Origin of the sequence: Ferrovibrio sp. (assembly GCF_965278975.1) — a bacterium.
Lineage (GTDB): Bacteria > Pseudomonadota > Alphaproteobacteria > Ferrovibrionales > Ferrovibrionaceae > Ferrovibrio.
Map to the genome: position 1 here is coordinate 2,612,281 of NZ_OZ257126.1, position 25,489 is coordinate 2,637,769.

Below are 25,489 nucleotides of genomic sequence, written 5' to 3' on the forward strand. Positions count from 1 at the left end.
TCCATGCGGCTGCTGGTTATGGGATATTTATGTAAGGCCGGGCGGTGACTTATGCAAGATACCACCGCCCGGGAATCCACCTGCTTTATTCGCCCACAGGTTTTGCGGCGTAGATTTCGCCGCCCTGGTTCCGGAAGTTTTCCGCCATCACCGCCAAGCCGGCATCCCGGGCCTGTTTGGCGTCCTGGAGCCGGCCAGCATCGGCGCGCAATTCCTGGCTGATCTGCATGGAGCAGAATTTAGGCCCGCACATGGAGCAGAAATGCGCCGTCTTGTGGGCCTCCTTGGGCAAGGTCTTGTCATGGAAGTCGCGTGCCGTTTCGGGATCAAGGCTCAGGTTGAACTGGTCCTCCCAGCGGAATTCGAACCGCGCGCGACTCAAGGCGTCGTCGCGACGCCTTGCGCCGGGATGGCCCTTGGCGAGATCGGCGGCATGGGCGGCGAGCTTGTAGGTGATCACGCCGGTTTTCACATCATTACGGTCGGGCAGGCCGAGATGCTCCTTCGGCGTCACATAGCAGAGCATGGCGCAGCCGAACCAGCCGATCATTGCCGCGCCGATGCCGCTGGTGATGTGGTCATAGCCTGGCGCGATATCGGTGGTGAGCGGCCCCAGCGTATAGAACGGCGCCTCGCCGCAGCTTTCCAGCTGCCGGTCCATGTTTTCCTTGATCTTGTGCATCGGCACATGGCCGGGGCCTTCAACCATCACCTGGCAGTCGCGAGCCCAGGCGATGCGGGTCAATTCGCCCAGCGTTTCCAGTTCGGCGAATTGCGCGGCGTCATTGGCATCGGCGATGCTGCCGGGCCTTAAGCCGTCGCCGAGCGAGAAGCTGATATCGTAGGCCCGCATGATGTCGCAGATTTCCTCGAAATGGGTGTAGAGGAAATTTTCCCGGTGATGCGCCAGGCACCATTTCGCCAGAATCGAGCCGCCTCGGCTGACGATGCCGGTGACGCGCCGCGCGGTTAGTGGGATATGCGCCAGCCGCACGCCGGCATGAATGGTGAAGTAATCCACGCCCTGTTCCGCCTGCTCGATCAGCGTGTCGCGGAATATTTCCCAGGTTAGGTCCTCGGCGCGGCCATTCACTTTTTCCAGCGCCTGATAGATCGGCACCGTGCCGATCGGCACCGGCGCGTTGCGGATGATCCAGTCGCGGATATTGTGGATGTTGCGGCCGGTGGAGAGATCCATGACCGTGTCGGCACCCCAGCGGATCGCCCACACCATTTTGTCCACTTCCTCGCCCAGCGAGGATGTCACCGCCGAATTGCCGATATTGGCATTCACTTTGACGCGGAAATTGCGGCCGATGATCATCGGCTCCAGTTCGGGATGATTGATGTTGCAGGGAATGATGGCGCGGCCGCGCGCGATTTCGTCACGCACGAATTCCGGCGTCACATAATCTGGAATCGCAGCACCCCAATCCTGGCCATCGCGCAATATCGCCGCTGCCAGTTCACGCCCCTCATTTTCGCGCAGAGCGACATATTCCATCTCGGCGGTGATGATGCCGCGCCTGGCATAGGCAAGCTGTGTTACTGCCATGCCCTTACTTGCGCGCAATGGTGCATGGTGGCGGGGAAATGGCGGCACGCTGGCCTGGCCGCCATTATCCCCGGGCAGCACGGGCCGGCCGCCATAGGCTGCCACATCGCCGCGTGCCGCGATCAGCGTCTGGCGCCAGCGCGGCAGGCCGGCGGCGATATCGATGGCCTGGCCTGGATCGCTGTAGGGGCCGGACGTGTCGTAGACACTGAGCGGCGGCTCTCCGGCACTCGGATGAGTGGTGATGGTACGGTGCGGCACGCGGATGGCGGGGAAAAGCCTGCCGGCGGTGTGGCATTTCTCCGAGGCTGGCAGCGGCCCGGTGGTGATTGCTAAGCTGTTGGACATGCGGATCTCCTGGTCAGCATTGGCTGGGAGACCCGGGAATGGGGTGGAAAGTATGGGGGCAATGGGGCGGATTCGCCCCATTTGCAGGTCCGTTCCCTCCGCCGGCATGACCCGGATCAGGTTCTAAGGGTCACGGCGCTGCCCGGTTTGCTTTTCAGCAAGCTCTTGGGCGGGTCCGAATCTCAGCCCCCTGGCGGGGCACCCCTCGGTATCCAGGAGGGTAGAATATGGGCGTGGCGAGGTCAAATCCGGGCGCGGAGCATCCATCGCGGTATAGCGACCGGAGGATGTGGAATCGAGTCCCGGCAGTGACCGGAGCGGTGCGGTATGGAGGCGGGTAAATCTCCCTGCGCATGGAGCCTGGGCGAGGGATAAACGCATGCACAATCAACTGAAATTGTCATGTGACAGTAACTTCTGTGCCTTTTTTGCAACAGCGAGGAGGGGATGCATCCCTCGGTTATCGATTAAGTTGACCATCGGCGCCGGACTCGCGTAGTGTCGCCCCTGAAGTGGCCTAAGTCCCAAAAAAAGGGGGCTTGTGCCCGGGGTTTTTTATACTTGGGAGCGCGATAAATGATCCGCAAACTCGTTCTTGGCCTAGCCGTTACCGGCCTTATGGCTGCCGCACCGGCCTTTGCCGCATCCGACGTCTCCAACAGCCCGAGCGTGGCGAACCAGGCGGTGACTTCTGTTGCCGCGCCGATCGCCTCGGCGCAGACCGCCAGTCTGATCAGCGGCGCCATCTCGGGCGGTGTTGGTGGCGGCTTCACGCCGTCCGGCGGCGGTGGTGGCTTCTCGCCGGGCGGCGGCGGCGGTGGCTTCTCGCCGAGCGGCGGCACGACGGGCCCGACCAGCTCGCTCAGTGGCCGTGAGACCGGCCGCGCCGGTGGTGCCGGCGACAAGAAGTTCGGCGCCTGGATGCAGGGCAGCTATGCCTCGATCGAGAATAGCCAGGCTGGCCTGCAGATGGACGGCAACGTCTATAACCTGGTCGGTGGCCTCGACTACAAGCTGAGCGACCGCGCCCTGATCGGTCTTGCCCTGGGTTATGAGAACCTCGACCTGACCACCACCTTCAACACCGGCACCACCAAGTCGGACGGTCTCTCGATCATCCCGTATTTCGGCTTCAAGCTGAATAACACCTGGAGCTTCGATGCTTCGGGCGGCTACGGCATGCTGAACTACGACGTGACCCGCACCAACAACACGATCCGCGGCTCCTATGACGCGGAACGCTGGTTCGTTTCCGGCAACCTGAACGGCGCTTACGCCGCCGGTCGCTGGCGCTTCCTGCCCACCGTTGGCGTGATGTACCTCGAAGAGAAGAGCGACGCCTACACCGAATCGACCGGTGCTGCGGTGGGTACGGCCACCACCAAGCTGGGCCGCCTGTCGTTTGGCGGCAATGTCGGCTACGCCTTCAACAGCGTGATGCCGTATGTGAAGGTGCTCGGCGAATACGACTTCGAGAAGAACGCGCCGGTGGCCATCGGCAACGGCACCTTCTCGAATGACGACAAGCTCGGCGCCCAGCTCGGCCTCGGCATCAACTTCTTCGGCTCGAACTCGATCTCGGGCAATGTGGAAGCCGCCTATCTCACGGCCGGCCGTCAGGACCTTGATGTCTGGACCGTGCTGGCCCGCCTGCGCACCACCTTCTAAGCCACAGGCTTCAGCTTAAAGCGAAGGGCCAGACCGCAAGGTCTGGCCCTTTTGTTTTGTTCAAAGCCGCTTATAGAATTTGCGGCTTGTGGCAGGTGGATGTTTCGTCGCCGGCCGTTTTGATCTGAGGAATGGTGATGGCCGGAACCGGGAAATCGCATCTGCTGGCCTCTGCCCTGCTGCTGCCGCTGCTCGGCGGTTTGCTTGCCGGCTGTGCTGATGGTGGCGGGCTGTTCCAGTCGAATGCCGCGCGTGCCGATGCGGTGGCGCGCGAGGCCAATCCGCCGCTCACCAAAACCCTGATCAACACCCAGGGTTTCGATATCGTGGCCTATTACCGTCAGGGCGCACCGAATGATCCGCGCCTGGCGGTGTTTATCGAGGGCGATGGCGTTGCCTATATCTCGCGCTATCAGCGCGCCTATGACCCGACGCCGGAAAAACCGGTGGCGCTGCAACTGGCGGCGCGCCATCCGGCGCCGAACATTCTCTATCTGGCGCGTCCGTGCCAGTTCACCGGCGGCAACAAGGCGCGCAATTGCGACTCTGCCTACTGGACCTCGCACCGTTTTGCGCCGGAAGCGATCACGGCGATGAACCAGGCATTGGATACCTATCTGCGCCATAGCGGCGCGCGCGAGGTGACACTGTATGGCTATTCCGGCGGTGCCATGGTCGCGCTGCTGCTGGCGGGGCAGCGCCGTGATGTCGCGGCCATGGTGACGGTGGCCGGCATGTTGGACCATCAGGCCTGGACCAGCCATTTCGGCGATACGCCGCTTTATGGTTCGCGCAACAGCCTGGAAGTGGCCGATGCCTTGCGCCGCCTGCCGCAACGCCATTTCATCGGCGACCGCGACAAGCAGGTACCGCCCGGCCTGACGGCACCTTTCCTGCGCCGCATCGGCCTGCGGCCGGAAGCCTTCATTACGGAGTTGCGTGATACCGATCATGACTGCTGCTGGGCGGATCTATGGCCGCAACTGAGCCGGATGGCGCCGGTGCAGCCGTGAACCGTAGGCAGCCATGAGCAAGCGGCCCGCCAGGCGGTCGCTGGCTGCCGCAGGCAATCTGTCCGGCGATGTAAGCCGTACCGACCGTATCGCTGCCTATGCGGCCGTGCCGGTATTGTGGCTGGCTCTGGCCGGGCCGCTTTTCTCATTGCCTGTATTCAAGCGCGGCCTGTGGGAACTGGCCGAACCGATCGTGATTGCGCTGTTTGCCGCGGCCGGGCTGGCGGCATTGCTGCTGGCGGCATGGCTGGCGGCCGGCGGCAGGCCTTCGCGGCCCGCGCGGCTGCTGGCCCTGCCGGCCTTCCTGCTGGCGGTCTGGCTGCTGGTGAGCGGCCCTGGCGGCTTCAGCGGAGTGGAATGGCGGCTGCGCCTGCTCGGCGTGCCGCAATCCGGCTTCGGGCCGCTCTGGTATGCCGGCCTCGGCTTGTGGATTCTGCTGGGTGATCTGGTGCTGCGTCAGCCTCGCGCCTGGCGGCTGGTGCTGTGGGGAGGTTTCGCCGCTTCGGCGGCGACCCTGGTGGTGCTGGGGCTGGATCGTATCGGGGGTACCTCCACGGTATTCCAGGTGCTGGCCTATTATGCCTGGCTTGGCCTGGCCTTGCCGGCCATGGCCTGGGCGCTGCCGATGCAGGGGCGGCTGGATATAGCCGAGCGTATCCTGGCCGGCCTGCTCGCCTTTGGCTTGCTGGTGCTCAGTGAGGCCATGACGATGATGGGGGCGGCGGTGATTGGCCTTGCCCTGGCCCTGCTCTGGTGGCGCTTGCCCCAGGGGGGATTGTTCGGTCTGGCGCGCAGGCCGGCCATGCTGGCGTTGATACTGGCTGGTGCCGCATTGCTGCCATTGCTTCTGGTCAGCATCCCGTCGCTGGTTGGCGATGTTGCCTCGCTCGAATCCCGTCGCATGGTCTGGCTGATGATGTGGGCGGTGCCCGAGTATCAGCCGCTGGCCTGGCTGGTCGGCAATGGCGCCGGCACCATATCCAACACGATGATGTCTCATGTCATCTTCTCCGGCCATCCGCTGTGGCGGGTGGACGAATGGGACATGCTGACTTCCAATTACCTGCACGCCCATAACTGGCTGCTGCAGGCGCTGCATGATGGGGGTCTGCCGGCGGTGCTGCTCACGGCATGGCTGATGCTGCAACTGGTATGGCTGGCAGCGCCGATGCGGCGCGGCATGGCCCTGGGCCTAATGGTGGCCTATCTGCTCTCGCTCGGTCTGTGGTTCGAGTTGATTTTTGCCGTACCCTACATGGCGCTCGCATGGATCGCTGTGCTGGGGCGGCAGGCGCAGCCGGCAGCGCAGATGCAGGGCGTGCGCAATGCTACATGGGCGCGAGCGAGTGCTGCCGGTGGCCTTATCCTGCTGGCTGCCGCTTATTTCTGGGGGGCTGTGGTGCAGGAGCGTTTCGCCCGGCAGATCGATCTCCAGCTTGCCTGGTTCTCGGACCGCGACGAAGCACAGCGCCCGCCGCTGGTGCCGCCACCGCCCTTGCCGGAGGATCCACGCCGCGCCGACATGCAGTTTGCCGACTTGATCAATTTCCAGCTGCGGTCGCTGGTTTATCGCCATGAGCCAGGCCAGCCGCCGCCTTACGCCGAGCGCGAAGCGGCGCGCATCACCTGGCTGTTGCAGATCATTCAGCAGCGTCTGGCTGACACCCTCTCCCCGCTGCTGCCCCTGCATGGTGAGAAGCTGTTTTCCGAGATCATGCTGCGGCCAGGCATGGCGGCTTATCAGCCGCTGCTGCTGCCGCATATCGGTCTGTGGCGTCAGATCGTCGAGCGCGGCGTAGAACTGGCGCCATGGCGCAGTGATATGGCCTTGGGCTACCTGAACTGGACCCTGCAGAATGGCCGTCAGGACCTGACCCGGGAGTTAGCCCAGCGCCTGCGCCGCGCCCGCCCGGAGGACCCTATCGGGCTGTTCTACGAGAGCGCGTTGCTGATCTTGCAGCCTGACCTTGAGGCGAAGCGCCGTGGAGCAGAGCTTGCCCGCCGCGCCATGGCTGCCGGGGTTGAGCAATTCTTTGAACTCAATGACACCTACAAGGCGGCGATAGCCGCCATTAAGTAGTTTGTCGGTTCGACAAGGCGGCGGAATTCGGGTATTCAGCCGGTTTCAGCCCTCTGGAGCTTCGTGTGTCCGAATTGCCGTCATCCTTGCCGAACGACTTGAGCACGCCGCTGGCGCGCCGCGTCTCGGCGGTGACAGTCAGCTATTACACCGGCCCGGTGCTATGGGAGAATATCGCCTCGCAATTGGCCCAGCCGGAACTGGTGGAACTGATCCTGGTGGACAATGGCAATACGGCGGAAACGCGCCAGCGCCTGGCGGCGATGGCCGCAGTGGAGCCGCGCCTGAGGCTGGTGCGCACAAAACGCAATCTCGGATTTGCCTCAGGCTGCAATTTCGGCGCGGCACAGGCGCAGAGCGACTATCTCGTGTTCGTCAATCCCGATTGCGTGCTGCATCCGGATACCTTCGGCCGCATTCTTGATGTTTTCGCGCGGGAGCATGGCGTCTGGCTTTGTGGCGGGCATCTGGAGCATCCCGATGGCCGCGAGCAGCGTGGCGGGCGGCGTGAAATCCTCACGCCCTGGCGTGCGATGATGGAGTTGCTGCGGCTCGACCGGCTGTTTCCCGATCACCCGTATTTCCGCCGTCTGCACCGCTATGACAGCGAAGCCGAGTATGGCATTGCCGAGGTGCCGACGGTATCAGGCGCCTTCATGATGATTCCACGCCGCTACTATGAGCAGCTCGGCGGCATGGACGATCACATGTTCCTGCATTGCGACGATATCGATCTGTGTATCCGCGTCGGCCAGATGGGCGGGCGCGTGCTCTATGCCGGCCATGTGCCAATCCCGCACCATCTTTCGACCTCGGATGTTTCGCGGGTCTTTGTCGAATGGCACAAGACGCGCAGTACCAGCTATTATTTCGTCAAGCATTTCCACACCAGCTACCCGCACTGGTTCCTGTCGCTGGTGTCCACGCTGCTGTGGCTGCGTTTCGGCGCGCTTGGCCTGCTGCGGCTGCCGGGCGATCTGCCGGGCATGCTGCGCCGTGCCCTGAGGCGTGATTCCTAGGCCGCTTTGGTGCCGTGAAGCCATGCCGGATGTAACAATCCAGCATGGCATGGGGATGGCTGGGGCCTTACTTCTTTGGCGCCTGTTCCTTGGCCTTGTCCTCGGCGGGCTTGATCATATCCTGCGCTGCCTGGGATGCGGCGCCGCTCTGCTGTTGGGTAATGACCGGTGCGACAACTGGCGCGACGACCTGGCCGGCTGTCTGCGCATGGGCATTGCTCGTGACCGCGCTGCCGAGCAGCAGCAGGCCCGCGGCTAAAGTGAGAATGTTAAACTTCATGGCGCCCTCCTGTAGAGCTTGTAACCTGTAGATCTTATATCATCTGGGTGGGAATGGCTGGGGATTCAATGGTGCGGATGGGGCGGGGTGTTTGCATCTACAGGTGGTGTGCAAGTCTGGGGTTCAGGCCCGCCTTGGCGCTACTGCTTGCGCTGACTCTCGCTGCTTGCCAGGCACAGACCATTCCGGATGATCCGCCGGCGACCGCACAGCAGATGGTGCATCGCGATGGCGTGCCGCATACCGATGCCCAGGGCCACCTGCGTCGCGGCTACGATCCGGTCCGGTCCTTCTTTCCTATCGGCGTCTATCACGCAGTGAATGGCGAGGCCTTCGGTCAGCGGCATGACCTTGATCGCTTCAAGGAGGCCGGTTTCAACACCGTGCATCTCTGGCCGGAGCAGAATATCGATGCCGCCCTGGATGCGGCCGAGCGGCTGGGGTTGCAGGCGATTGTGCAGCAGCCTGATGAGGGGTTGGTGCGGCGCCGCTGGCAAAGCCCGGCAATCCTGGCCTGGATGCTGGAGGACGAGCCGAGCCAGTTCATCGCTTCGGCCAAGCTGCCAGAGCGGCAGGCCGCCTTCGATGCCAGGGAGGCGCATTTCAAGAGCTTTGACTCAGAGCGCGCCAGTCTGATCGTTGATGGCCCCGGTATCGCGGTCAATCAATACTGGAACTGGCGCAGCTGGTTGCTGAAAGGCGATATCGCCGCGCATTTCAATTATCCCTTCGCCCATGTGCTTGACCCGGTGCAGGATATCGAGCGGGTGGCCCGATCCGTCTCGCGCGCGGTGCGATTCACCGATGGGCGCAAGCCGGTCTGGTATATCTCGCAGGCCTTTGCTCATCCGGGACGCACCTGGTACATGCCGGATGCCGAACAGCTTCGCGCACTGGTCTATACTGCTCTGGTGCATGGTGCCACCGGCGTGATCCATTTCGCTTATGACAGCCATGGCACGCGCGATGGCGATGTACTCGGCTTCAGCCCGTCGCCGGTTGCCAGTTATGGCGATGTGCCTGATTACGACAACAGCAAGCGGCCGCCGCTGGTGGCAACACCGCAGCAATTGCGTCAGTCGCAGGCGATGTGGCGGCAGGTGGCGGCATTGAACCGTGAACTGGCCCTGATCGGCCCGAGCCTGCTGCAGCCGACCGCCGCACTTTCCTGCAATGTGAAGGCCGATGGTCCCTATCGTCGCAGCCAGCCGATCCGCCTGTTGGCCAAGCCGGCCGGCAACGGTGAACTATTGCTGATCGCGGTGAATATCGAGAATCTTGACCTTGCGGTCGAAATTACCTGTGACCGTGCCATCGCCATGCTGTCGCCATTCTTGCCGGGTGCAATACCGGAGATGACCCTGGCCGCGCCGAACCTGATCCGTGACCGCTTCACGCCTTTCGGTGTGCGGCTCTATCGCCTGCGGCTGGCATGACGACATTGGCCGGCAATTCTCCAAGCGACCGGGTCGCGCTCGCCTGCTGGCCATTGGCGGTCGTGCTGCTGCTGGCCTTCGTCAATGCCTTTCCCGCATGGCAGGCGTTGAGCACGGAACTGGCGGGCCATGCCAGCGGATTGCCTTTTGTGGTGCTGCTAGCCGTGCTGTTGCCGCTGGCCTTGCTGGCTTGGCGCCGCAGGCCCTGGGATTGGCGCCTGCTGCTGGCCGGCCTTGCCTGTGCTGTGCTTGGCTTGCTCGCCACCGATCCGGCGTTTCCGGCAAAGCGGATTCATGTGGCGGAATATGCAGTCTTGGTACTGGTGCTGCGCCGCGCGCTCTGTCCCTGGTTCGCCGGCTGGCCGCTCACCCTGATCGCCGCGTTGCTCGGGCTGTTCGCCGGCATGCATGACGAGATGCTGCAAGGCCTGCTGCCGAGCCGTAGCTATGGTCTGCGTGATATTGGCGTCGATGGCCTGGGCGCATTGGCTGGTGCGTTGCTTGGCCAGGGCCTGGGACTGGCAACAGGGAATGGCGCAGCCAGACTCTCCTGGCGCCAGGCCTGCCTGCCGGCGCTGCCGCTCGGCTTTGGCCTTGCCCTGCTGCTGCTGCCGCTGGAGCGTCTTGCCGGTTATCCGGTGCCGCCCTGGAGCATCGCGCCGCTGCTAGCGGGTTGCGCGGCGCTCTTGCTGCTGCCGCCTGCCACGGATATGGCGGCCCGCCGGCTGCATCTGCTGATCCTGCTGTTCACCGCGCCGCTGGCGCTCTATCCGTTGCTGAGCCATGTTCCGCCGCTGGTTTTTCGCTAGCCTGTTCGGCCTCGCCGCACTTGCCACCGCCACCACTGCCTGGTGGCCGGGTGCGGCGCCACGGCGCAATGTCATCTTGTTGACGGTGGAGAGTACGCGCTTCGACATGGTGCGGCCCGAGATCGCGCCGCATGTCTTCGAGGCCGCGAAACAAGCGCTGCGCTTCCAGCAGCATCGCGCCATATCGGCCTGGACGGCGCCGAATGCCGTGGCTCTGCTCACCGGCCTTGATGCCTATGAACAGGGAATCCATGCCGCCGGCGACACCGTGCCGCGCGACCGCGAATTGCCATTGCAGGCCTTGAGCCGCCTGGGCTGGCGTGTCACCGGCCTGCAGGCCTTCATGCATATCGAGCAGTTCCAGCATCTTGGATTGCTGCTGGAGCCGACAACTGCGCCACTGCCCTGGCTGGCCGAGCGTGTGCTCGACCGCCAGCCGTTTTTCCTCTGGTACCACTATCTCGAAACCCATCTGCCCTATGCGCCGAGTCCGGCATTCGAGCCGGATTGGCGCAAATTGCTGCCGCCGGGTGATGCGGCCGCCGTGGCCCGTCTCCGGGCGGTGAATACGCAGCCGGCGATTCCCGCCGGCAGTGTCGATTTCCAGCCTTCCGACCGTGCCGCCATCGTGGCGCTGCATGAGGCGACCTGGCACGAATTCGATGCCTGGTTCGCAGCTTTCTGGCAGTTCTTCCAGGCCAGCGGGCTGGCTCAGGATACCATCCTGGTACTCACCGCCGATCATGGCGAGGAACATCTCGAACGTGGCCTGGTGGGCCATGCCTCCACCACGCATCGCGGTCAATTGCATGAGGAGATCGTGCGCCTGCCGCTGTTCGTCTGGCTGCCGCCGGATATGGCGCAGCCGCCGCGTGATCTGGCCTATGTCACCGATCATCGCGGCGTGATGCCGAGCCTGATGGCCTGGCTTGGGCTGGATGCACGGCCGCCGCCGTTGCTTGATGCGACACCAAAGCCCTGGCGGGCGCTGACCAGCGAAGCCGGTTTCGCCGAACCGGACCCTGCGGATGTGCAGGCTTTCGTTGCGGCGCGCATGGAAGGCGAATGGAAGCGGATCGAGCGCCGTGTTGCCGGTGACGTGATTGCGGCAGAGTTGTTTCACCTGCCGAGCGATCCGGGCGAAATCCGTAACCGCCTCGCCGACGAGCCAGAGATTGCGGCCCGGCTGGCCGCACCGATGCAGCATGATTTTGAAGCCCGCCGGATCGATCTGCGCAAGGCGGGTGAGGCTTCCGCCGGGCCTGCGCCGCGCTGGCGCCAGCCTGCTTCCAGCCGCGCCTTGCGCTATGCTGATCTGGCCGATGGCGTGAAGCTGGCCTGGAGCGGCGATCCGGCAGGTCGCTATGTGCTGGAATACGAAGCCGGCGAGGGCGGTGCGCTCAGCCTCAAGGGGCGGTTGGATGTCGAGGGGCTGGAAAAGGATTTCGGCCGCATCGATGAAACCTATTGGCGCAATTATGTATTGCCCTACGGCCGGGTAAGGCTGCGGATCGGCCTGGCGGGACGGGCTGATGCCTGGAGCGAGTGGATCGAGGTGAGGGCTTTGCCATGACCGGCGTGCTGATGCGGAAATTGGCGATCGCGGTATTGCTGCTGGTTGGCTATGCCGCCTATGCCAAGGGCGCGCTGACATCCGCGCTGCTTGATCCAGCGCGGCCCGAGCATGTCGCCGCCGCCAATCAGGCGGTGCGGCAAGCTGGGCAGGATAACGAAGCGGAGCACCGCCTCGCCGAACTCTACTGGCAGCGTTATCCCGATGTTGCGGCTAACGCCATATATGGTCCGAAGGGGCCGCATGGCATTTTCGGCGCACGCGAACATTACCAGCGCCATGGCCGGCATGAAGGCCGCGTCTGGGGCCTGGAGGGGATGTCGCCGCAGCGTTAGCGGCGCAGGCCCGCGCCGCAGGGTTGGCCGCGCAGGCGGCTGTCGCAGAGTTCGACACTGCGGACAAAATTCGCCCATTCCTCGCCGGCCTTCTCGTCGCGCAGCGGCGGCGGCAGCTTGTCCTTCTCGCCACGCCAGGCATGTTGCACCAGATACAGGTTGTCGATGCCCTGGATGATCTTTGCCATGAGGAATTCGTTCGGCTGGCGGCCGGCGGATTTGCCATCGATGCATTGCATGGCGAAAATAGAGGTTGGATAGCTCTTCTCGAATTGCTGTTCCACTGGATGGCTGTCGAACTTGCCGCAATCCTTGCGCCATTCCGCCTGCAGCGTCTCCGCCACGGTTTTCGGGCTTTTACCGGTGACGCCGACATAGACGATGATCGCCACGCGCTCGCTCCAGGTCTCCAGCGTCTGGTTGCTGGGCACCAGTTCCACCACGCGCTTGTCCTTGCCATTATCCTGGTAGACCGGCTTGAAGTTCTGCAGCGGCGGCAGAATCAACTGTTCGGCGGGCGGTGCCTCCTGGGCGCGCAGCACGGCAGGCAGCAGTGTGGCAGGCAACAGCAGAAAAAGAAGCAGGGCGGCGATACGCATGAAGCCGGACTCCGGGGCTGGCAGCGGCGAGGGACTGGTGATGGCAGTCAGATTAAACCTTTGCCGCGGAAACTGGTATGGCCGTGGCGGCCGACAATGACGTGATCATGCAGGGTGATGCCGACGGCGCGGGCGGCCTCGCGCACCTGCTTGGTCATCTCGATATCGGCCTTGGATGGCGTCGGGTCGCCGGACGGATGGTTATGCACCAGGATCACGGCGCTGGCCTGCAACTCAAGGGCGCGGCGCACCACCTCGCGCGGATAGACCGGGGTGTGGTCCACGGTGCCGCGCTGCTGTTCCTCGTCGCCGATCACGGTGTTCTTGCGGTCGAGGAAGATGACGCGGAACTGCTCAACTGGGTCATGCTGCATCGCGGCATGGCAGTAATCGAGCAGGGCCTGCCATGAGGAGATGACATGTTTGCGCATCACCTCACCCTTCAGCAGGCGCAGGCCGGCCTCGCGGGTCAGCTTCAGGCTGGCGATCACGGAATCGGAACAGCCAGCCCGGCGCAGCCGCTCCGGTTCGGCGCTGAGCAGGGCGCCTAAGCTGCCGAATTGCTCGATCAGCGCCTTGGCCAGTGGCTTCACGTCACGGCGCGGGATGGCGCTGAACAGCAGCAACTCAAGGATTTCGTAATCCGGCATCCCGTCGCCGCCAGAGGCCAGGAAGCGTTCGCGCAGGCGTTCGCGGTGGCCGTGATAATGCGGCTTGACGGCTTCTTCAGCCACGCCATCCGCAGCAGGGTGAAAATCCGGCCCCGCAGCCTTAGGCATGGTGTGCTTCAGGCATAGGGCGGCTTGTGCCAGCCCTTGGGCGAGAGGGTGAAAATCTCGTAGCCGGTCTCGGTAACGCCGATTGAATGTTCGAACTGCGCCGACAGCGAACGGTCCTTGGTCACCGCCGTCCAGCCATCCGACAGCAGCTTCACCTGCCACTTGCCGGCATTCACCATCGGCTCAATGGTGAAGAACATGCCGGGGCGGAGCGGCACGCCGGTACCCGGCTCGCCGTAATGCAGGATGTTCGGCGGCTCGTGGAAGATGCGGCCCAGGCCATGGCCGCAGAAATCGCGCACCACGGAGAAGCGTTCTTTCTCAACGAAGCGCTGGATGGCATAGCCGATATCGCCCGTGGTGGCGCCGGGCTTCACCACCTCGATGCCGCGCATCATGGCTTCATAGGTAACTTCGGTGAGGCGCTTGCCCTTCACGCCGACATCGCCGACCGGGAACATGCGGCTGGTATCGCCATGCCAGCCATCCAGGATCACCGTGACGTCGATATTGAGGACGTCGCCATTCTCCAGCCGCTTGTCGCCCGGGATACCGTGGCAGACGACATGGTTCACGGACGTGCAGATCGACTTCGGATAGCCGCGATAACCCAGCGGCGCCGGCACGGCACCATGCTTGAGGATGAAATCGTGGCAGAGCTGGTCGAGATGGCCGGTGGTGACGCCGGGTTCGACATGCGGGGTGATGAAATCCAGGGTCTCGGCGGCGAGGCGGCCGGCGCGGCGCATGCCCTCGAAATCCTCCGCCCGATGCAGGCGGATGGCGCCCGGGCGCAGCGCCTCAAGGTCGTCCTCATCCTCATCCAGCAGGGCGGTATTCTTGTTCACGCAACACTATCCTTCAGGTGGTGGAATCGTCAGAGGGTGTAATAGGCAGCGCCCGCGCGAGTTCGATACCCGTCTGCGTCACGCTGCAATCATAACATAGCGCCTCAACCCCGGCTTTCCTAGCCTCGCGGTAGGCGGCGGCATAACCCGGGTCGAGGTCTGGCGCGAGGCGGAAATGGCTGCAATCCGGGCGTTGCACCAGATAGAGCATCAAGGCCCGGTTGCCCTGGCGCACCTGATCGGCCAGTTCCACAAGATGCTTGGCGCCCCGCGCGGTGACGCAATCCGGGAACTCGGCCAGCGGCGGGCGGCGGCTTAAATGCACATTCTTGATTTCCAGATAGGCCGGCGGCAAGCCGGGGCCGCTGAGCAGGAAGTCGATGCGGCTGTTGCGGCCATAGGGTACTTCCGGGCGGATGCCGGTATAGCCGGCCAGTTCCGGGATGCGGCCCTGGCCCAGCGCCTCGGCCACCAGGCGGTTGGGCAGGGTGGTATCGATGCCCACCAGGGCGCCGCTGTCCGGGATCTCGGTCAGCACCCAGCCCCAGGCCAGCTTGCCCTGGCCGGGTTTCAGCCAAGCCCGCATACCCGGCTCGGCCAGGCCCAGCATGGCGCCGGGATTGGGACAATGCGCCACCACTTCCGAGCCATCGGGCAGGCGCATGTCGGCCAGGAAGCGTTTGTAGCGCCGGATCAGGGTGGCCGGCTGCAGGGGATGGGGAAACAGCATGCCCTGCCATAGCCTGCGGTTGAAATCAGGTCCAGGGCTGGTCTGGCCTCGGCCGGGGGGAAATGCTATGTCGAGGGCGCCATGACGGACAGCCCAGCCACCCCGCCCAAGATCGTCACCGCCGCCATGCTGGTGATCGGCAACGAAATCCTTTCCGGGCGTACCCGCGACGCCAACATGCATTTCATTGCCGGCAAGCTGGCCGAGCTGGGTATCCGGCTGGCCGAGGCCCGCGTGGTGCCTGATGTGCCGGAACGCATCATCCGGGCGGTGAATGAGCTGCGTGCCACCTACGACTATGTTTTCACCTCGGGCGGCATCGGCCCGACCCATGATGACATTACGGCTGATTGCATTGCCCAGGCTTTCGGGGTCGGCATCGACATCCATCCCGAAGCACGCCGCCGGCTGGAAGCGCATTACGAGGCCGGCATGCTGAATGCCGCCCGCCTGCGCATGGCGCGTATTCCCGATACCGCCACGCTGATCGACAACCCGGTGAGCGCCGCGCCCGGCTTCCGCATCGACAACGTGCTGGTGATGGCCGGTGTACCCTCGATCTTCCAGGCCATGGTGGCCTCGGTCGCCGCTGATCTGGTCGGCGGCGACAAGCTGATGTCGCGCACCGTGATCGCGCTGATCCCGGAAGGCGCCATCGCGGAGCAGCTTGGCAGCTTGCAGCAGGAATACCCGGATGTGGATATGGGGTCGTATCCGGCTTTCCGGGGCGGCAAGGCTTCCTGCGCCATCGTGCTGCGTTCCACCGACAAGGCGCGGCTCGATGCCGCCGCCGAAAAGATGCACGGCATTTTCCGCGCCATGGGCGGCGAGCCGTTCGAGAACGAGATCGTCTGATGCGCCTGTTCAACGCTTTCATGCTTGCGGCCCTGCTGGCCGCCGGCGCCGCCCAGATACCGGCCTCGATGCCTGCCCGGGCGCAGATGTCCAGCGCGCTGCAGCCGCCGCCGCCTTTCCTGGGCAAGGACCTGCTGGCTTTGTGTCAGGCGCCGGATGCGAGCCCGCAGCGCAGCGGCTGCCTGCGTTACCTGCAGGCCGCGGTGGCGATGTATGAAGCGATGGTAGGCGAGGGCAAGGAAATTTCCTGGTTCTGCGCCCCGCGCGAGGCACCGGCCGCCACGCTGCGCCAGCAATTCGTCGAATACGGCGCCGATAATGCCGACGACATGGCGCAGGATGCGATCAAGGCAGTGCGGATGGCGTTGTCAGACGCGTTCCCGTGCCAGGAATAGCCGGGTTTGGCCAGGAATAGGCGCCTTGCTTTTGCCCAAATCCGGGCGCAGCATTTAATCTGACCCAATTCCAGGAGGAAGCGCATTTGCGCCGTCTGCTGCCCTTGATCCTGGCGGCATTCCTTACCGCCTGCGGACCGGCCATGGTCTGGGACCGGCCGTTCACCTCGGATGCCGCGCTTCACGCCGACCAGCAGGAATGCCGGCGGATGGCGCGCCAGCAAGCTTTTGCCGAAAGCTGGCCGCGCTTCGGCCCCGGCCTGTGGCAGCGCGGCTGGTATGACCGCCATGGCCGCTATTACCGTGATCCATTCCCCTATGATCCATTCTTCGAGCGTGAGCAGCGGGAAGCCTCGCTCAGTGATTTCTGCATGCGCGCGCGCGGCTACCGCCTGACGCCGGTTCAGACCGGGACATCATGACAGCCCGCCTGTTGCTTCTCGCGCCGTTGCTGCTGGTAGCCTGCGCGCCGGCCACCGAATGGCGCCGGGCCGATACCGCCCCGGAACAGCGCCTGGCTGACGAGAAAAGCTGTCACGCCGTTGCCGATTACCAGGCTTTCGACGAAAGTTTTGGCACCACGGCGAAATACCCGCCGTTGCGCGACACGCAGTTCATTCAGGGGGGTGGCGATGATGGCGGCGGCGGTCTCACCGTCAGCTACAGCCAGCGCGGCCCCCGGCTTTATGAATTGACCGAATATTGCATGCAGCAGCGTGGCTATGCCCTGGTGCGGCTGGACAAGACGAGGGTGCCATGAAGCGTTTTCTGATCGGTGTGGGGTTGCTGGCGCTGGCCGGCTGCGGCAGTGCCTCGGAATGGTCGCGAGCCAATACCACCCCGGAGCAGCTCGCCAAGGATGAGAAGGAATGTGCCGCCATCGGCGACCAGAAGGCCTTCGATGCCAGTTTCAAACCGCGCAACTATGGCTTCGGTGCCGGCATGACCACCGAAAGCCCGAGCTATTTCGAGCGCGGTGCCGACATCTATCTGTTCACCAATGAATGTATGCTGCAGCGCGGCTACCGGCTGGTGCCAGTGCCAGCACCTGGGCAGCCGAAGGCTTCCTGAGACGCCTAAGCGGGTTGCCGTAATGATGCCGCAATCCGGCCCAGTGATTGCCCGAAACCGATGATTGCATAAGTTCCCGGGCGGCAAGGTCCGCCTGGGAGGGAAAATCATGCGTGCGGCAATCTGTGTGATTGGCGTTGCGTTTTTTGCGGCAATGGCGCCGCCTCAAGCATTAAGCCAGGACAAGGAAACCAAGTCAGTTGCGGATATTTTTGGGCCGCATTATGGGCGGAGCTTATACTCCATGGCTCAAGGGGCGCGTCACTGGGGTAGCGGCTCTGCGAGTGACAATACCTGGACGCCCAATACGGGCATCCAGTCGTCGCGCCAGCCTTCGAGGCCCTATGCGATCATTCAATCGTCACGCCGGGAAGCATTTGATGACGACTACAAGGGCCGGCTGCGCCAATATGGCGGCAGTCACTTTCCGCTGAAGCCAAGTGCACCGGAATGCTTGGCGCCGCATAACGACCGCAGTTTCTCATGGTCGATGGTGATGCGCGATCCGCAGCCGGGCAAGGGCGGTTGGAAGGATTGGGAGCCGCCCTATTACAGAGAGTGGCGGCGCATGGACGCGCATTGCCGCTAGATTTCCTCGGCACCTAAATTTCTTCAGCGCGGTGACACGCCACCAGACGTTCGTTGAGTGACCGCAATGCTGGTGTCTCTGCACGGCAGCGTGCTTGCACGAAAGCACAACGTTCGGCCAGGGCGCAGCCGGGCTGATCCGCTGGGCGCACCGCTGCATGGCCTTGCAGCAATTGCCGCTGGCGCCGGGTGCCGGGCGGTGGCGGCACCGGCTGCGGCAGGGCAGCAAGCAGTGCGCGGGTATAGGGATGGCGCGGCTGGTTGAAGATGCTGCGTGTTTCGCCCTGTTCGACGATACGGCCCAGATACATCACTGCTACCTGGGCGCAGAGGTGGTCCACCACGGCCAGGTTATGGCTGATGAACAGATAGGTAACGCCGAAACGCTGCTGCAATTCCGCCATCAGGTTCAGCACGCTGGCCTGCACCGAAACATCCAGCGCACTGACCGGCTCGTCGGCAACGATCAGCTTCGGCCGCGTGATCAGGGCGCGGGCAATGGCGATGCGCTGGCGCTGGCCGCCGGAAAATTCATGCGGATACTTTTCCGCATCCGCCGGGCGCAGGCCGACCGCACTCAAGGCTTCGGCGACCCGGGCAGCACGTTCGCTCTTATCCGCCTTCAGTAGCGCATCCAGCGGCTCGGCGACGATGCGGCCGACGCGCTGGCGTGGATCGAGCGAGCCATAGGGATCCTGGAACACCATTTGAAAGTCCCGCCGCGCGGCGCGCAGACCTTCCGTATCAAGGGCATGTAGGTCCTGGCCCTGGAACAGCACGCGGCCCTGATCGGGCCGTTCCAAGGCCATGGCCAGCCGCGCCAGCGTGGATTTGCCGCAACCGCTTTCGCCGACCAGGCCAAGGCTCTCGCCGGTTTGCAGCACCAGATCGACGCCATTCACCGCCGGCACCAGGCGCGGCTTGGCGAACATGCCGCCGCCGGGCAGACGATAGACCCGGTGCACGCCTTCGATGCGAAGCAACTCGCTCATAGTGCCGCCTCGCCGGCATGCCAGCAGGCGGCTTTGTGGCCGGGGCTGATCGGCAGCGCCGGCGGCATCTGTTCGCGGCATTGCTGATCGGCAAGCGGGCAGCGTGGGGCGAAGGGACAGCCATCGCCCAGTTCATGCAGGTCCGGCACGATGCCGGGAATGGTTGGCAGCAATCCGTGAGGACGCCCCAGGCGCGGCATGGCGGCGAACAGGCCGCGCGCATAGGGATGCGCCATGGTGGCAAACACATCATGCACCGGGCCGTGCTCGGCGGCGATGCCGGCATACATCACCAGCACGCGGCGCACGCTTTCAGCAATGACACCCAGGTCATGGCTGATCAGGATCAGCGCCATGCCGCGCTCGGCCACCAGTTCGTCGATCAGGTCGAGGATCTGGCCCTGGATGGTCACGTCCAGGGCCGTGGTTGGCTCATCGGCCACCAGGATATCCGGGTTGCAGGCCAGGGCCATGGCGATCATCACGCGCTGGCGCTGGCCGCCCGATAGCTGGTGCGGATAGGCATCGATGCGCTGCCGCGGATCGGGCAGGCCGACGCGGTCCAGCAACGCCAGCACGCGCGCATGGGCCGCAGCTCGCGTCAGGCCCTCATGCAGCAGCATCGGCTCGGCGATCTGCTCGCCGATGCGCTGCAGCGGATTCAGCGAGGTCATCGGCTCCTGAAAGATCATGCTGATGCGGTTGCCGCGCAGCTTGCACAATTCTGCTTCCGGCAGGCCGATCAGATCGCGGCCCTGGAAGGCGATACGGCCCGAAAGCCTGGCGCCATCGGGCAGCAGGCCCATCAGCGCCAGCGCGGTCATCGATTTGCCGCAGCCGCTTTCGCCGACGATGCCCAATGTCTCACCGCGTTCGAGGCTGAAATCCAGGCCGCGCACGGCGGCGGCCGGGCCACGCGATGTCGCCAGTTCGACGCGCAGATTCTCGACTTCCAGCAGCGCCATCGGCCTCACCGTTGCCGCGACAGGCGCGGATCGGTGAGATCGCGCAGGCCGTCGCCAAGCAGGTTGAGGCCGAGCACGCTCACCATGATGGCAAGGCCGGGGAACACCACCAGGAACGGGCTGCGGAAGATCATCGCCTGCGCTTCGTTCAGCATGCGGCCCCAGGAAGGCGTCGGCGGCTGGGTGCCGAGGCCTAGATAGGAAAGGGCGGCTTCCGCCAGGATCGCCAGGGCGAACTGGATCGTCGCCTGCACGACAAGCACCGCCAGGATATTGGGCAGCACATGCTCCAGCGTGATGCGCAAGGCGCCCTTGCCGGCGGCGCGGGCGGCGAGGATGAAATCCCGCGCCCAGATCGCATTGGCCGAGCCGCGCGCCACGCGGGCGAAGATCGGGATGTTGAAAATCGCGATAGCGATGATCGAATTCAGCGAATTCGGCCCCAGCACGGCGGCGAACATGATCGCCGAAAGGATCGCCGGAAAGGCGAAGGTGAAATCGGCGAAGCGCATGATCAATTCTTCGAGCCAGCCGCGCCGCGCCGAAGCCCAGAGGCCCAGCGCCGTGCCGAGGCTCATGCCGATGCCGACCGCGACGACGCCGACGACGATGGAATTCTGCGCGCCCACCAGGATCATCGAAAACACATCGCGGCCATAGGGATCGGTGCCGAGCCAGTAATCGGCGGAAGGCGGTGCCAGGCGGCGGCGGATGTTGATCGCAGTCGGGCTGTAGGGTGTCCAGACCAGCGAAAGCGTTGCCATGCCCAGCATCAGCAAGGTGAGCAGGCCGCCGCAGAGGAAGCTGCGATGCTTCAGGGCACGGCTGAGGAAATCAGACATCGCGCGCCTGCAATCGCGGGTCGATCACGGCATAGAGCAGATCGACGATGAAATTCACCATCACCACGGTGAAGGCGAGCAGGATCACGGCGGCCTTCACCACCTCGATATCGCGGTTGGCGATGGCCTGGAATACCAGCCGGCCAAGGCCGGGCAACGAGAATACCTGCTCGACGACAATGGCACCGGCCAGCAGGCCGCCGAATTGCAGGCCGATCACGGTGATCACCGGGATCAGTGCGTTGCGCAGCACATGGCGGCGCAGCACGGCGCCGCTGGACAGGCCCTTGGCCCGCGCCGTGCGCACGAAATCCTCGCGCAGCACTTCCAGCACGCTGGACCGTGTGATGCGCGCCAGGATGGCGGCCTGCACCACGGCCAGCGAAAGGCTGGGCAGCACCAGCGCCTTGAAGCCGGCGGCGGGATCGGCCCAGCCGGGGAAGCCGCCAGCGGCGAACCAGCCGAGATGCACGGCGAACAGCAGGATCAGCAGGATGCCGAACCAGAAACTGGGGATCGAGATGCCGATCTGGCTTAAAGCCATGATCAGCACGTCGCCAAGCCTGTTATGCCGCTGTGCCGCGAACAGGCCGAGGCTCAGGGCCAGCAGCACGGTCAGCGTCATGGCATTCAGCGCCAGCGGATAGGTCAGCCACAGCCGCTCGGCGATCAGTGGCCAGACCGGAGTCTTGTAGGCATAGGAGATGCCGAAATCGCCGTGCAGCAGGCCGCCGATCCAGGCCAGGTAGCGGATATGCGCCGGGCGGTCGAGGCCAAGCTGGCTGCGCAGCGCAACAAGCTGTTCGTCGGTGGCATCGGTGCCGAGCAGCAGCAGGGCCGGATCGCCGGGCAGGATTTCCAGCACAAGGAACACGATCACCGACGTGGCCAGCAGCGTTGCCAGCAGGGTCAGCGCGCGCTTGACCAGGAAACCCGGCAAAGACCTAACTCCAGCGCCGGGCGGAGAGGCGGCGCAGCAGGTCGCGCTTCTCCTGGGCGTTCAAGCTGGGCCAGATGCCGATCTCCTCGCCGGTGCGCCAGCAGCCCAGGCAAAAGCCCGTGCTGACATCGATCCGGCACACTTTGGTGCAGGGCGAGGGTGGATGCTCGTCGGTGTCGTCCCGGGCGGCCATTTGTCGCGGGTAGCACCCCCGGAAGTTCCTGTCCAGTACTGCAATTTAGGGCATTTTCCGCCCCCCAACCCTTGATGCCCCTCGGGCGAGCGCTTATCTGTCGGACGCGCCAGGGAAAAGACCAGGGGAGTGGCTGGGCACAATGATCGAAATTCGCGATTTGGTGAAGAAATTCGGCCCCTTCACGGCTGTGGACGGCATCAGCCTCACGGTCGGCAAGGGCGAGGTGCTTGGCTTCCTTGGGCCGAATGGCGCCGGCAAGTCCACCACCATGAAAATGCTCACCGGCTTCCTCACCCCGACTTCCGGCAGCATCAAGGTCTGCGGCCATGACGTGGCCGAGGAGCCGATGGCGGCCAAGCGGCTGCTCGGCTATCTGCCCGAAGGCGCCCCGGCCTATACCGACATGACGGCACGCGGCTTCCTCGATTTCATCGCCGATGTGCGCCGCCTTTCCGGCTCCGAACGCCAGTGGCGGCTCGACAAGGTGATCGATCAGGTCAACATCAAGGATGTGCTGGACCAGCCGATCGACACGCTGTCGAAGGGCTACAAGCGCCGCGTCGGCTTGGCCCAGGCGATCCTGCATGATCCGCCGGTGCTGGTGCTGGACGAGCCGACCGATGGCCTCGATCCGAACCAGAAGCATGAAGTGCGCGGCCTGATCCAGGGCATGGCGGCGGAGAAGGCAATCATCATCTCCACCCATATCCTGGAAGAAGTGGAAGCGGTGTGCCGCCGCGCCATCATCATCGCGCGCGGCCGCATCGTTGCTGAAGGCAAACCGGAAGGCGAGGGCTGGCGCGTCGGCGACATCCTGGCTCAGCCGGGCCGGCTTGATGCCGCTTTCCGCCAGCTTACCCAGCCGCGCCAGGCCGCTTGAGGAATCTCACCATGACCGGATTGTCCGCCGTGTTCCGCCGCGAGCTGGGAGGCTACTTCTCCACGCCCGTGGCCTATGTCTTCATCGTGGTGTTCCTGTTCACCACCGGTATCTTCACTTTCTATCTCGGCCAGTTCTTCGAGCGCGGCCAGGCCGACCTCAAGGCCTTCTTCCTGTTCCATCCCTGGCTCTACCTGTTCTTCCTGCCGGCCATCGGCATGCGGCTGTGGGCAGAAGAGCGCAAGAGCGGCACCATCGAACTGCTGCTCACCCTGCCGATCCCGCTCGGCCAGGCCGTGGTGGCCAAGTTCCTTGCCGCCTGGGCTTTCGCCGGTATCGCGCTGGCGCTCACCTTCCCGTTCTGGATCACGGTGGCCTGGCTCGGCCAGCCGGATCATGGCGTCATCCTGGCCGGCTATCTCGGCAGCCTGCTGATGGCTGGCGGCTATCTGGCGATCAGCTGCTGCCTTTCGGCGCTGACCCGCAACCAGGTGATCGCCTTCGTGCTCTCCGTGCTGGTCTGCTTCATCTTCACGGTTTCCGGCGCGCCGATGGTGCTGAACTTCTTCTCCGGCTGGGCGCCGACCCTGCTGGTCGATACCATCGCCTCGTTCAGCTTCCTCGGGCATTTCAACGCCATCATCGAAGGCGTGATCGACCTGCGCGATCTGATCTATTTCGTCACCCTGATCGTCGCCTGGCTTTATGCCACTGCGGTGGTGGTAGACATGAAGAAGGCGGGCTGAGCCATGAACGCGCGCAGCAAGACTCTCATCACCGGCGCTGGCCTTGTCGCCGTGTTTGCCCTGTTCTTCGCCGTCAACATCGCGTCCAACCAGGGCCTGCGCGATGCCCGGCTGGATCTGACGCAGGCGCGGCTCTACACGCTTTCCGACGGCACCCGCAATGTGCTGAAGGGGCTGCAGGAGCCGGTGACGTTGCGCTTCTTCTTCTCCGACAAGCTCGCCAGCCAGGCGCCGCAGATCAAGCAGTATGGCCAGCGCGTGCGCGAATTGCTGGAACGCTACGCGGCCCTTTCGGGCGGCAAGCTGCGGCTTGAAGTGATCGACCCCGAGCCGTTCTCGGAAGCCGAGGACCGCGCCGTCGCCGCCGGCATCCAGGCCGTGTCGCTGGGCCAGAGCGGGCAGAATTTCTATTTCGGCCTGGTCGGCAGCAACAGTGTCGATCAGCAGGAATCAATCGCGTTCTTCCAGTCCGAAAAAGAACAATTCCTTGAATACGACCTGACCAAGCTGGTCTATGCCCTGAGCAATCCGAAGAAGCCCTCGATTGCCATCATCGGCTCGCTGCCGCTGGAATACGGCCCGGGTGGCATCATGGCGGCGATGCGCGGCCAGGCGCAGCCCTATCTGGTGCTGGGCCAGATCAAGCAGTTCTTCGATGCCAAGGTGCTGGATGCGCCGAAGCCGGAGGATATCGCCGACAAGTATGACACCATCGTGCTGGCGCATCCGAAGGACCTTTCGGATGAGGTGCTCTATGCCCTCGACCAGTTCGTGCTCAAGGGTGGCCGCCTGATCGCCTTCACCGATCCGTATTCGGAAACCGTGGCGGCGATGCCGAATCCGATGACCGGCCAGCCGATGCCCGGAGGCGATAGCGGTTCGCTGCTGCCGAAGCTGTTCCAGTCCTGGGGCGTCGATGTTGAACCGAAATTCGTTGCCGACCTGAGCCTGGCGCAGCGCGTGCAGACCGGCCGTTCGGGGGCGGCGGCGATTGCCGATTACATTCCGTGGCTGGCACTCACCGAAGCGCAGATGAACCGTGACGACATCATCACGTCGCAGATCACCTCGATCAATGTCGCCTCCGCCGGCGCGATCACCAAGCGCGAGGGTGGCACCACCACCATCACGCCGCTGATGCAGTCGTCGAAGAATGCCATGCTGATGGATGTGGCCGATCTGCGCGGCGATCCCAACCCGCAGGCCCTGGCCGAGAAGTTCAAGGCCACCGGCGAGGTCTACACGCTTGCCGCCCGCATCACGGGCCCGGCCAAGACCGCTTTCCCGGATGGTCCGCCGGCACCCAAGGCTGATGCCGAGAAGAAGGAAGGCGACAAGCCGGCGGTTGCCGCCGCGCCGCAGGTGAAGGAAAGCGCCAAGCCGATCAATGTCGTGCTGGTGGCCGATGCCGACCTGCTGGATGACCGCTTCTGGGTGCGCACGCAGCAGATGTTCGGCCAGTCGCTCTATGTGCCGATTGCCGCCAATGCGGATTTCCTGGTCAATGCCATCGACAACATGTCGGGTTCCGGCGACCTGATCGGGCTGCGCAGCCGCGGCAAGTCGCAGCGTCCGTTCCTGGTGATCGAGGAACTGCGCCGCAGCGCCGACCAGCAGTATCAGGCCCGCGAGCGCGCGCTGCAGAAGAAGCTGGATGAGACCGAGAAGCAGATCGCCGAGTTGCAGACGAAAGCTGGCGGCAGCGGCACCAATGCCTTGGTCAGTGCCGAGCAGCAGGCTGCCATCGAGGGCCTGCGGGGTGAAATCCTCACCACCCGCAAGGAACTGCGCAATGTGCAGCGCGAGCTGAACCGCGATATCGAAAGCCTGCAGCTTGGCGTGAAGTTCATCAATATCGGTCTGGTGCCGCTGCTTGCCGCTTTGGTGGCAATCGGCCTGGGTGTCGCTTGGCGGCGCCGCCGGTTCGTGCGCAGTGTGGAAGGGTGA

Annotated in this window: 28 protein-coding genes and 1 riboswitch; of the genes, 17 read left to right on the forward strand and 11 right to left on the reverse strand. The window is 64.1% G+C overall.

Annotated features, from left to right (window positions below; translation table 11 throughout):
• Nucleotides 1-85: 85 nt before the first annotated feature.
• Nucleotides 86-1,903 (reverse strand): phosphomethylpyrimidine synthase ThiC, encoded by a 1,818-nt coding sequence (gene thiC / locus ACQY7X_RS12550; protein ID WP_428245582.1) that lies wholly within the window; start codon nt 1,901-1,903, stop codon nt 86-88.
• 75 nt (nt 1,904-1,978) lie between these two features.
• A riboswitch (TPP riboswitch) is annotated at nt 1,979-2,119 on the reverse strand.
• 360 nt (nt 2,120-2,479) lie between these two features.
• On the opposite strand from thiC, the gene ACQY7X_RS12555 reads away from it, so the two are divergent.
• From ACQY7X_RS12555 to ACQY7X_RS12570, 4 genes are all read left to right on the forward strand, one after another.
• Nucleotides 2,480-3,571 carry an autotransporter outer membrane beta-barrel domain-containing protein gene (locus ACQY7X_RS12555; protein WP_428245583.1) on the forward strand — a complete coding sequence of 364 codons (1,092 nt, stop codon included), beginning with the start codon at nt 2,480-2,482 and terminating at the stop codon, nt 3,569-3,571.
• Nucleotides 3,572-3,708: 137 nt separating this feature from the next.
• Nucleotides 3,709-4,584 (forward strand): alpha/beta fold hydrolase, encoded by an 876-nt coding sequence (locus tag ACQY7X_RS12560; protein ID WP_428245584.1) that lies wholly within the window; start codon nt 3,709-3,711, stop codon nt 4,582-4,584.
• Between the two features lie 13 nt (nt 4,585-4,597).
• On the forward strand, nt 4,598-6,664 hold the full coding sequence (locus ACQY7X_RS12565) for a hypothetical protein (RefSeq protein ID WP_428245585.1): 2,067 nt from the start codon (nt 4,598-4,600) through the stop codon (nt 6,662-6,664).
• A 65-nt stretch (nt 6,665-6,729) separates the two neighbouring features.
• Complete coding sequence (locus ACQY7X_RS12570) at nt 6,730-7,683, forward strand: glycosyltransferase family 2 protein (RefSeq protein WP_428245586.1); 954 nt, start codon at nt 6,730-6,732, stop codon at nt 7,681-7,683.
• 67 nt (nt 7,684-7,750) lie between these two features.
• Here the strand turns inward: ACQY7X_RS12570 and ACQY7X_RS12575 are convergent, their stop codons facing one another.
• Entirely contained in the window at nt 7,751-7,963 is a 213-nt protein-coding gene (locus ACQY7X_RS12575; protein ID WP_428245587.1) for a hypothetical protein, read from the reverse strand.
• Between the two features lie 134 nt (nt 7,964-8,097).
• Between ACQY7X_RS12575 and ACQY7X_RS12580 the strand changes: the two genes are divergently transcribed.
• The 4 genes from ACQY7X_RS12580 to ACQY7X_RS12595 are packed head-to-tail and all read left to right on the forward strand — an operon-like array spanning nt 8,098 to nt 12,116.
• Nucleotides 8,098-9,399: a hypothetical protein gene (locus ACQY7X_RS12580; protein WP_428245588.1), complete on the forward strand. Its 1,302-nt coding sequence runs from the start codon at nt 8,098-8,100 to the stop codon at nt 9,397-9,399.
• Nucleotides 9,396-10,208, forward strand: a complete 813-nt coding sequence (locus ACQY7X_RS12585; RefSeq protein WP_428245589.1) for a VanZ family protein — start codon at nt 9,396-9,398, stop codon at nt 10,206-10,208. The genes ACQY7X_RS12580 and ACQY7X_RS12585 overlap by 4 nt, the downstream gene beginning before the upstream one ends.
• Nucleotides 10,183-11,781: a sulfatase-like hydrolase/transferase gene (locus ACQY7X_RS12590; RefSeq protein ID WP_428245590.1), complete on the forward strand. Its 1,599-nt coding sequence runs from the start codon at nt 10,183-10,185 to the stop codon at nt 11,779-11,781. The genes ACQY7X_RS12585 and ACQY7X_RS12590 overlap by 26 nt, the downstream gene beginning before the upstream one ends.
• On the forward strand, nt 11,778-12,116 hold the full coding sequence (locus ACQY7X_RS12595; protein ID WP_428245591.1) for a hypothetical protein: 339 nt from the start codon (nt 11,778-11,780) through the stop codon (nt 12,114-12,116). The genes ACQY7X_RS12590 and ACQY7X_RS12595 overlap by 4 nt, the downstream gene beginning before the upstream one ends.
• Here the strand turns inward: ACQY7X_RS12595 and ACQY7X_RS12600 are convergent.
• The 4 genes from ACQY7X_RS12600 to sfsA form a co-directional block, all read right to left on the reverse strand.
• On the reverse strand, nt 12,113-12,715 hold the full coding sequence (locus ACQY7X_RS12600) for a hypothetical protein (RefSeq protein ID WP_428245592.1): 603 nt from the start codon (nt 12,713-12,715) through the stop codon (nt 12,113-12,115). The two genes, ACQY7X_RS12595 and ACQY7X_RS12600, sit on opposite strands and share 4 nt — an antisense overlap.
• Before the next feature lie 47 nt (nt 12,716-12,762).
• Complete coding sequence (gene radC / locus ACQY7X_RS12605) at nt 12,763-13,494, reverse strand: RadC family protein (protein WP_428245593.1); 732 nt, start codon at nt 13,492-13,494, stop codon at nt 12,763-12,765.
• A gap of 8 nt (nt 13,495-13,502) precedes the next feature.
• Nucleotides 13,503-14,243: a type I methionyl aminopeptidase gene (gene map / locus ACQY7X_RS12610; RefSeq protein WP_428250057.1), complete on the reverse strand. Its 741-nt coding sequence runs from the start codon at nt 14,241-14,243 to the stop codon at nt 13,503-13,505.
• A gap of 112 nt (nt 14,244-14,355) precedes the next feature.
• On the reverse strand, nt 14,356-15,072 hold the full coding sequence (gene sfsA, locus ACQY7X_RS12615) for a DNA/RNA nuclease SfsA (protein ID WP_428245594.1): 717 nt from the start codon (nt 15,070-15,072) through the stop codon (nt 14,356-14,358).
• 81 nt (nt 15,073-15,153) lie between these two features.
• Between sfsA and ACQY7X_RS12620 the strand changes: the two genes are divergently transcribed.
• The 6 genes from ACQY7X_RS12620 (at nt 15,154) to ACQY7X_RS12645 (ending at nt 17,982) form a co-directional block, all read left to right on the forward strand.
• Nucleotides 15,154-15,927 (forward strand): competence/damage-inducible protein A, encoded by a 774-nt coding sequence (locus ACQY7X_RS12620; RefSeq protein WP_428245595.1) that lies wholly within the window; start codon nt 15,154-15,156, stop codon nt 15,925-15,927.
• The gene (locus ACQY7X_RS12625; RefSeq protein WP_428245597.1) at nt 15,927-16,322 is read left to right on the forward strand and encodes a Rap1a/Tai family immunity protein; all 396 of its coding nucleotides are present in this window, start codon (nt 15,927-15,929) and stop codon (nt 16,320-16,322) included. Before ACQY7X_RS12620 ends, ACQY7X_RS12625 begins: the two co-directional genes overlap by 1 nt.
• An 86-nt stretch (nt 16,323-16,408) precedes the next feature.
• Nucleotides 16,409-16,744, forward strand: coding sequence for a hypothetical protein (locus ACQY7X_RS12630; RefSeq protein WP_428245599.1), 336 nt, complete (start codon nt 16,409-16,411; stop codon nt 16,742-16,744).
• Complete coding sequence (locus ACQY7X_RS12635; RefSeq protein WP_428245601.1) at nt 16,741-17,082, forward strand: hypothetical protein; 342 nt, start codon at nt 16,741-16,743, stop codon at nt 17,080-17,082. The genes ACQY7X_RS12630 and ACQY7X_RS12635 overlap by 4 nt, the downstream gene beginning before the upstream one ends.
• Nucleotides 17,079-17,393, forward strand: a complete 315-nt coding sequence (locus ACQY7X_RS12640; RefSeq protein WP_428245602.1) for a hypothetical protein — start codon at nt 17,079-17,081, stop codon at nt 17,391-17,393. Before ACQY7X_RS12635 ends, ACQY7X_RS12640 begins: the two co-directional genes overlap by 4 nt.
• A gap of 109 nt (nt 17,394-17,502) precedes the next feature.
• Nucleotides 17,503-17,982, forward strand: coding sequence for a hypothetical protein (locus tag ACQY7X_RS12645; RefSeq protein ID WP_428245603.1), 480 nt, complete (start codon nt 17,503-17,505; stop codon nt 17,980-17,982).
• A 13-nt stretch (nt 17,983-17,995) separates the two neighbouring features.
• On the opposite strand, the gene ACQY7X_RS12650 is transcribed toward ACQY7X_RS12645, so the two are convergent.
• Genes ACQY7X_RS12650 through ACQY7X_RS12670 form a run of 5 tightly spaced genes read right to left on the reverse strand, consistent with a single transcriptional unit; the run spans nt 17,996 to nt 21,913 of the window.
• Complete coding sequence (locus tag ACQY7X_RS12650; protein WP_428245604.1) at nt 17,996-18,973, reverse strand: ABC transporter ATP-binding protein; 978 nt, start codon at nt 18,971-18,973, stop codon at nt 17,996-17,998.
• Complete coding sequence (locus ACQY7X_RS12655) at nt 18,970-19,938, reverse strand: ABC transporter ATP-binding protein (protein ID WP_428245605.1); 969 nt, start codon at nt 19,936-19,938, stop codon at nt 18,970-18,972. The genes ACQY7X_RS12650 and ACQY7X_RS12655 overlap by 4 nt, the downstream gene beginning before the upstream one ends.
• A 5-nt stretch (nt 19,939-19,943) precedes the next feature.
• A complete protein-coding gene (locus ACQY7X_RS12660) occupies nt 19,944-20,780 on the reverse strand; it encodes an ABC transporter permease (RefSeq protein WP_428245606.1) in 837 nt (278 codons plus the stop codon).
• Nucleotides 20,773-21,720, reverse strand: coding sequence for an ABC transporter permease (locus ACQY7X_RS12665; RefSeq protein ID WP_428245607.1), 948 nt, complete (start codon nt 21,718-21,720; stop codon nt 20,773-20,775). Before ACQY7X_RS12665 ends, ACQY7X_RS12660 begins: the two co-directional genes overlap by 8 nt.
• Before the next feature lie 4 nt (nt 21,721-21,724).
• A complete protein-coding gene (locus tag ACQY7X_RS12670) occupies nt 21,725-21,913 on the reverse strand; it encodes a DUF1289 domain-containing protein (RefSeq protein ID WP_428245608.1) in 189 nt (62 codons plus the stop codon).
• A 142-nt stretch (nt 21,914-22,055) separates the two neighbouring features.
• Between ACQY7X_RS12670 and ACQY7X_RS12675 the strand changes: the two genes are divergently transcribed.
• The 3 genes from ACQY7X_RS12675 to ACQY7X_RS12685 are packed head-to-tail and all read left to right on the forward strand — an operon-like array spanning nt 22,056 to nt 25,489.
• Nucleotides 22,056-22,796 (forward strand): ABC transporter ATP-binding protein, encoded by a 741-nt coding sequence (locus tag ACQY7X_RS12675; RefSeq protein ID WP_428245609.1) that lies wholly within the window; start codon nt 22,056-22,058, stop codon nt 22,794-22,796.
• Nucleotides 22,797-22,807: 11 nt separating this feature from the next.
• Nucleotides 22,808-23,542, forward strand: coding sequence for an ABC transporter permease subunit (locus ACQY7X_RS12680; protein ID WP_428245610.1), 735 nt, complete (start codon nt 22,808-22,810; stop codon nt 23,540-23,542).
• A gap of 3 nt (nt 23,543-23,545) precedes the next feature.
• Complete coding sequence (locus tag ACQY7X_RS12685; protein ID WP_428245611.1) at nt 23,546-25,489, forward strand: Gldg family protein; 1,944 nt, start codon at nt 23,546-23,548, stop codon at nt 25,487-25,489.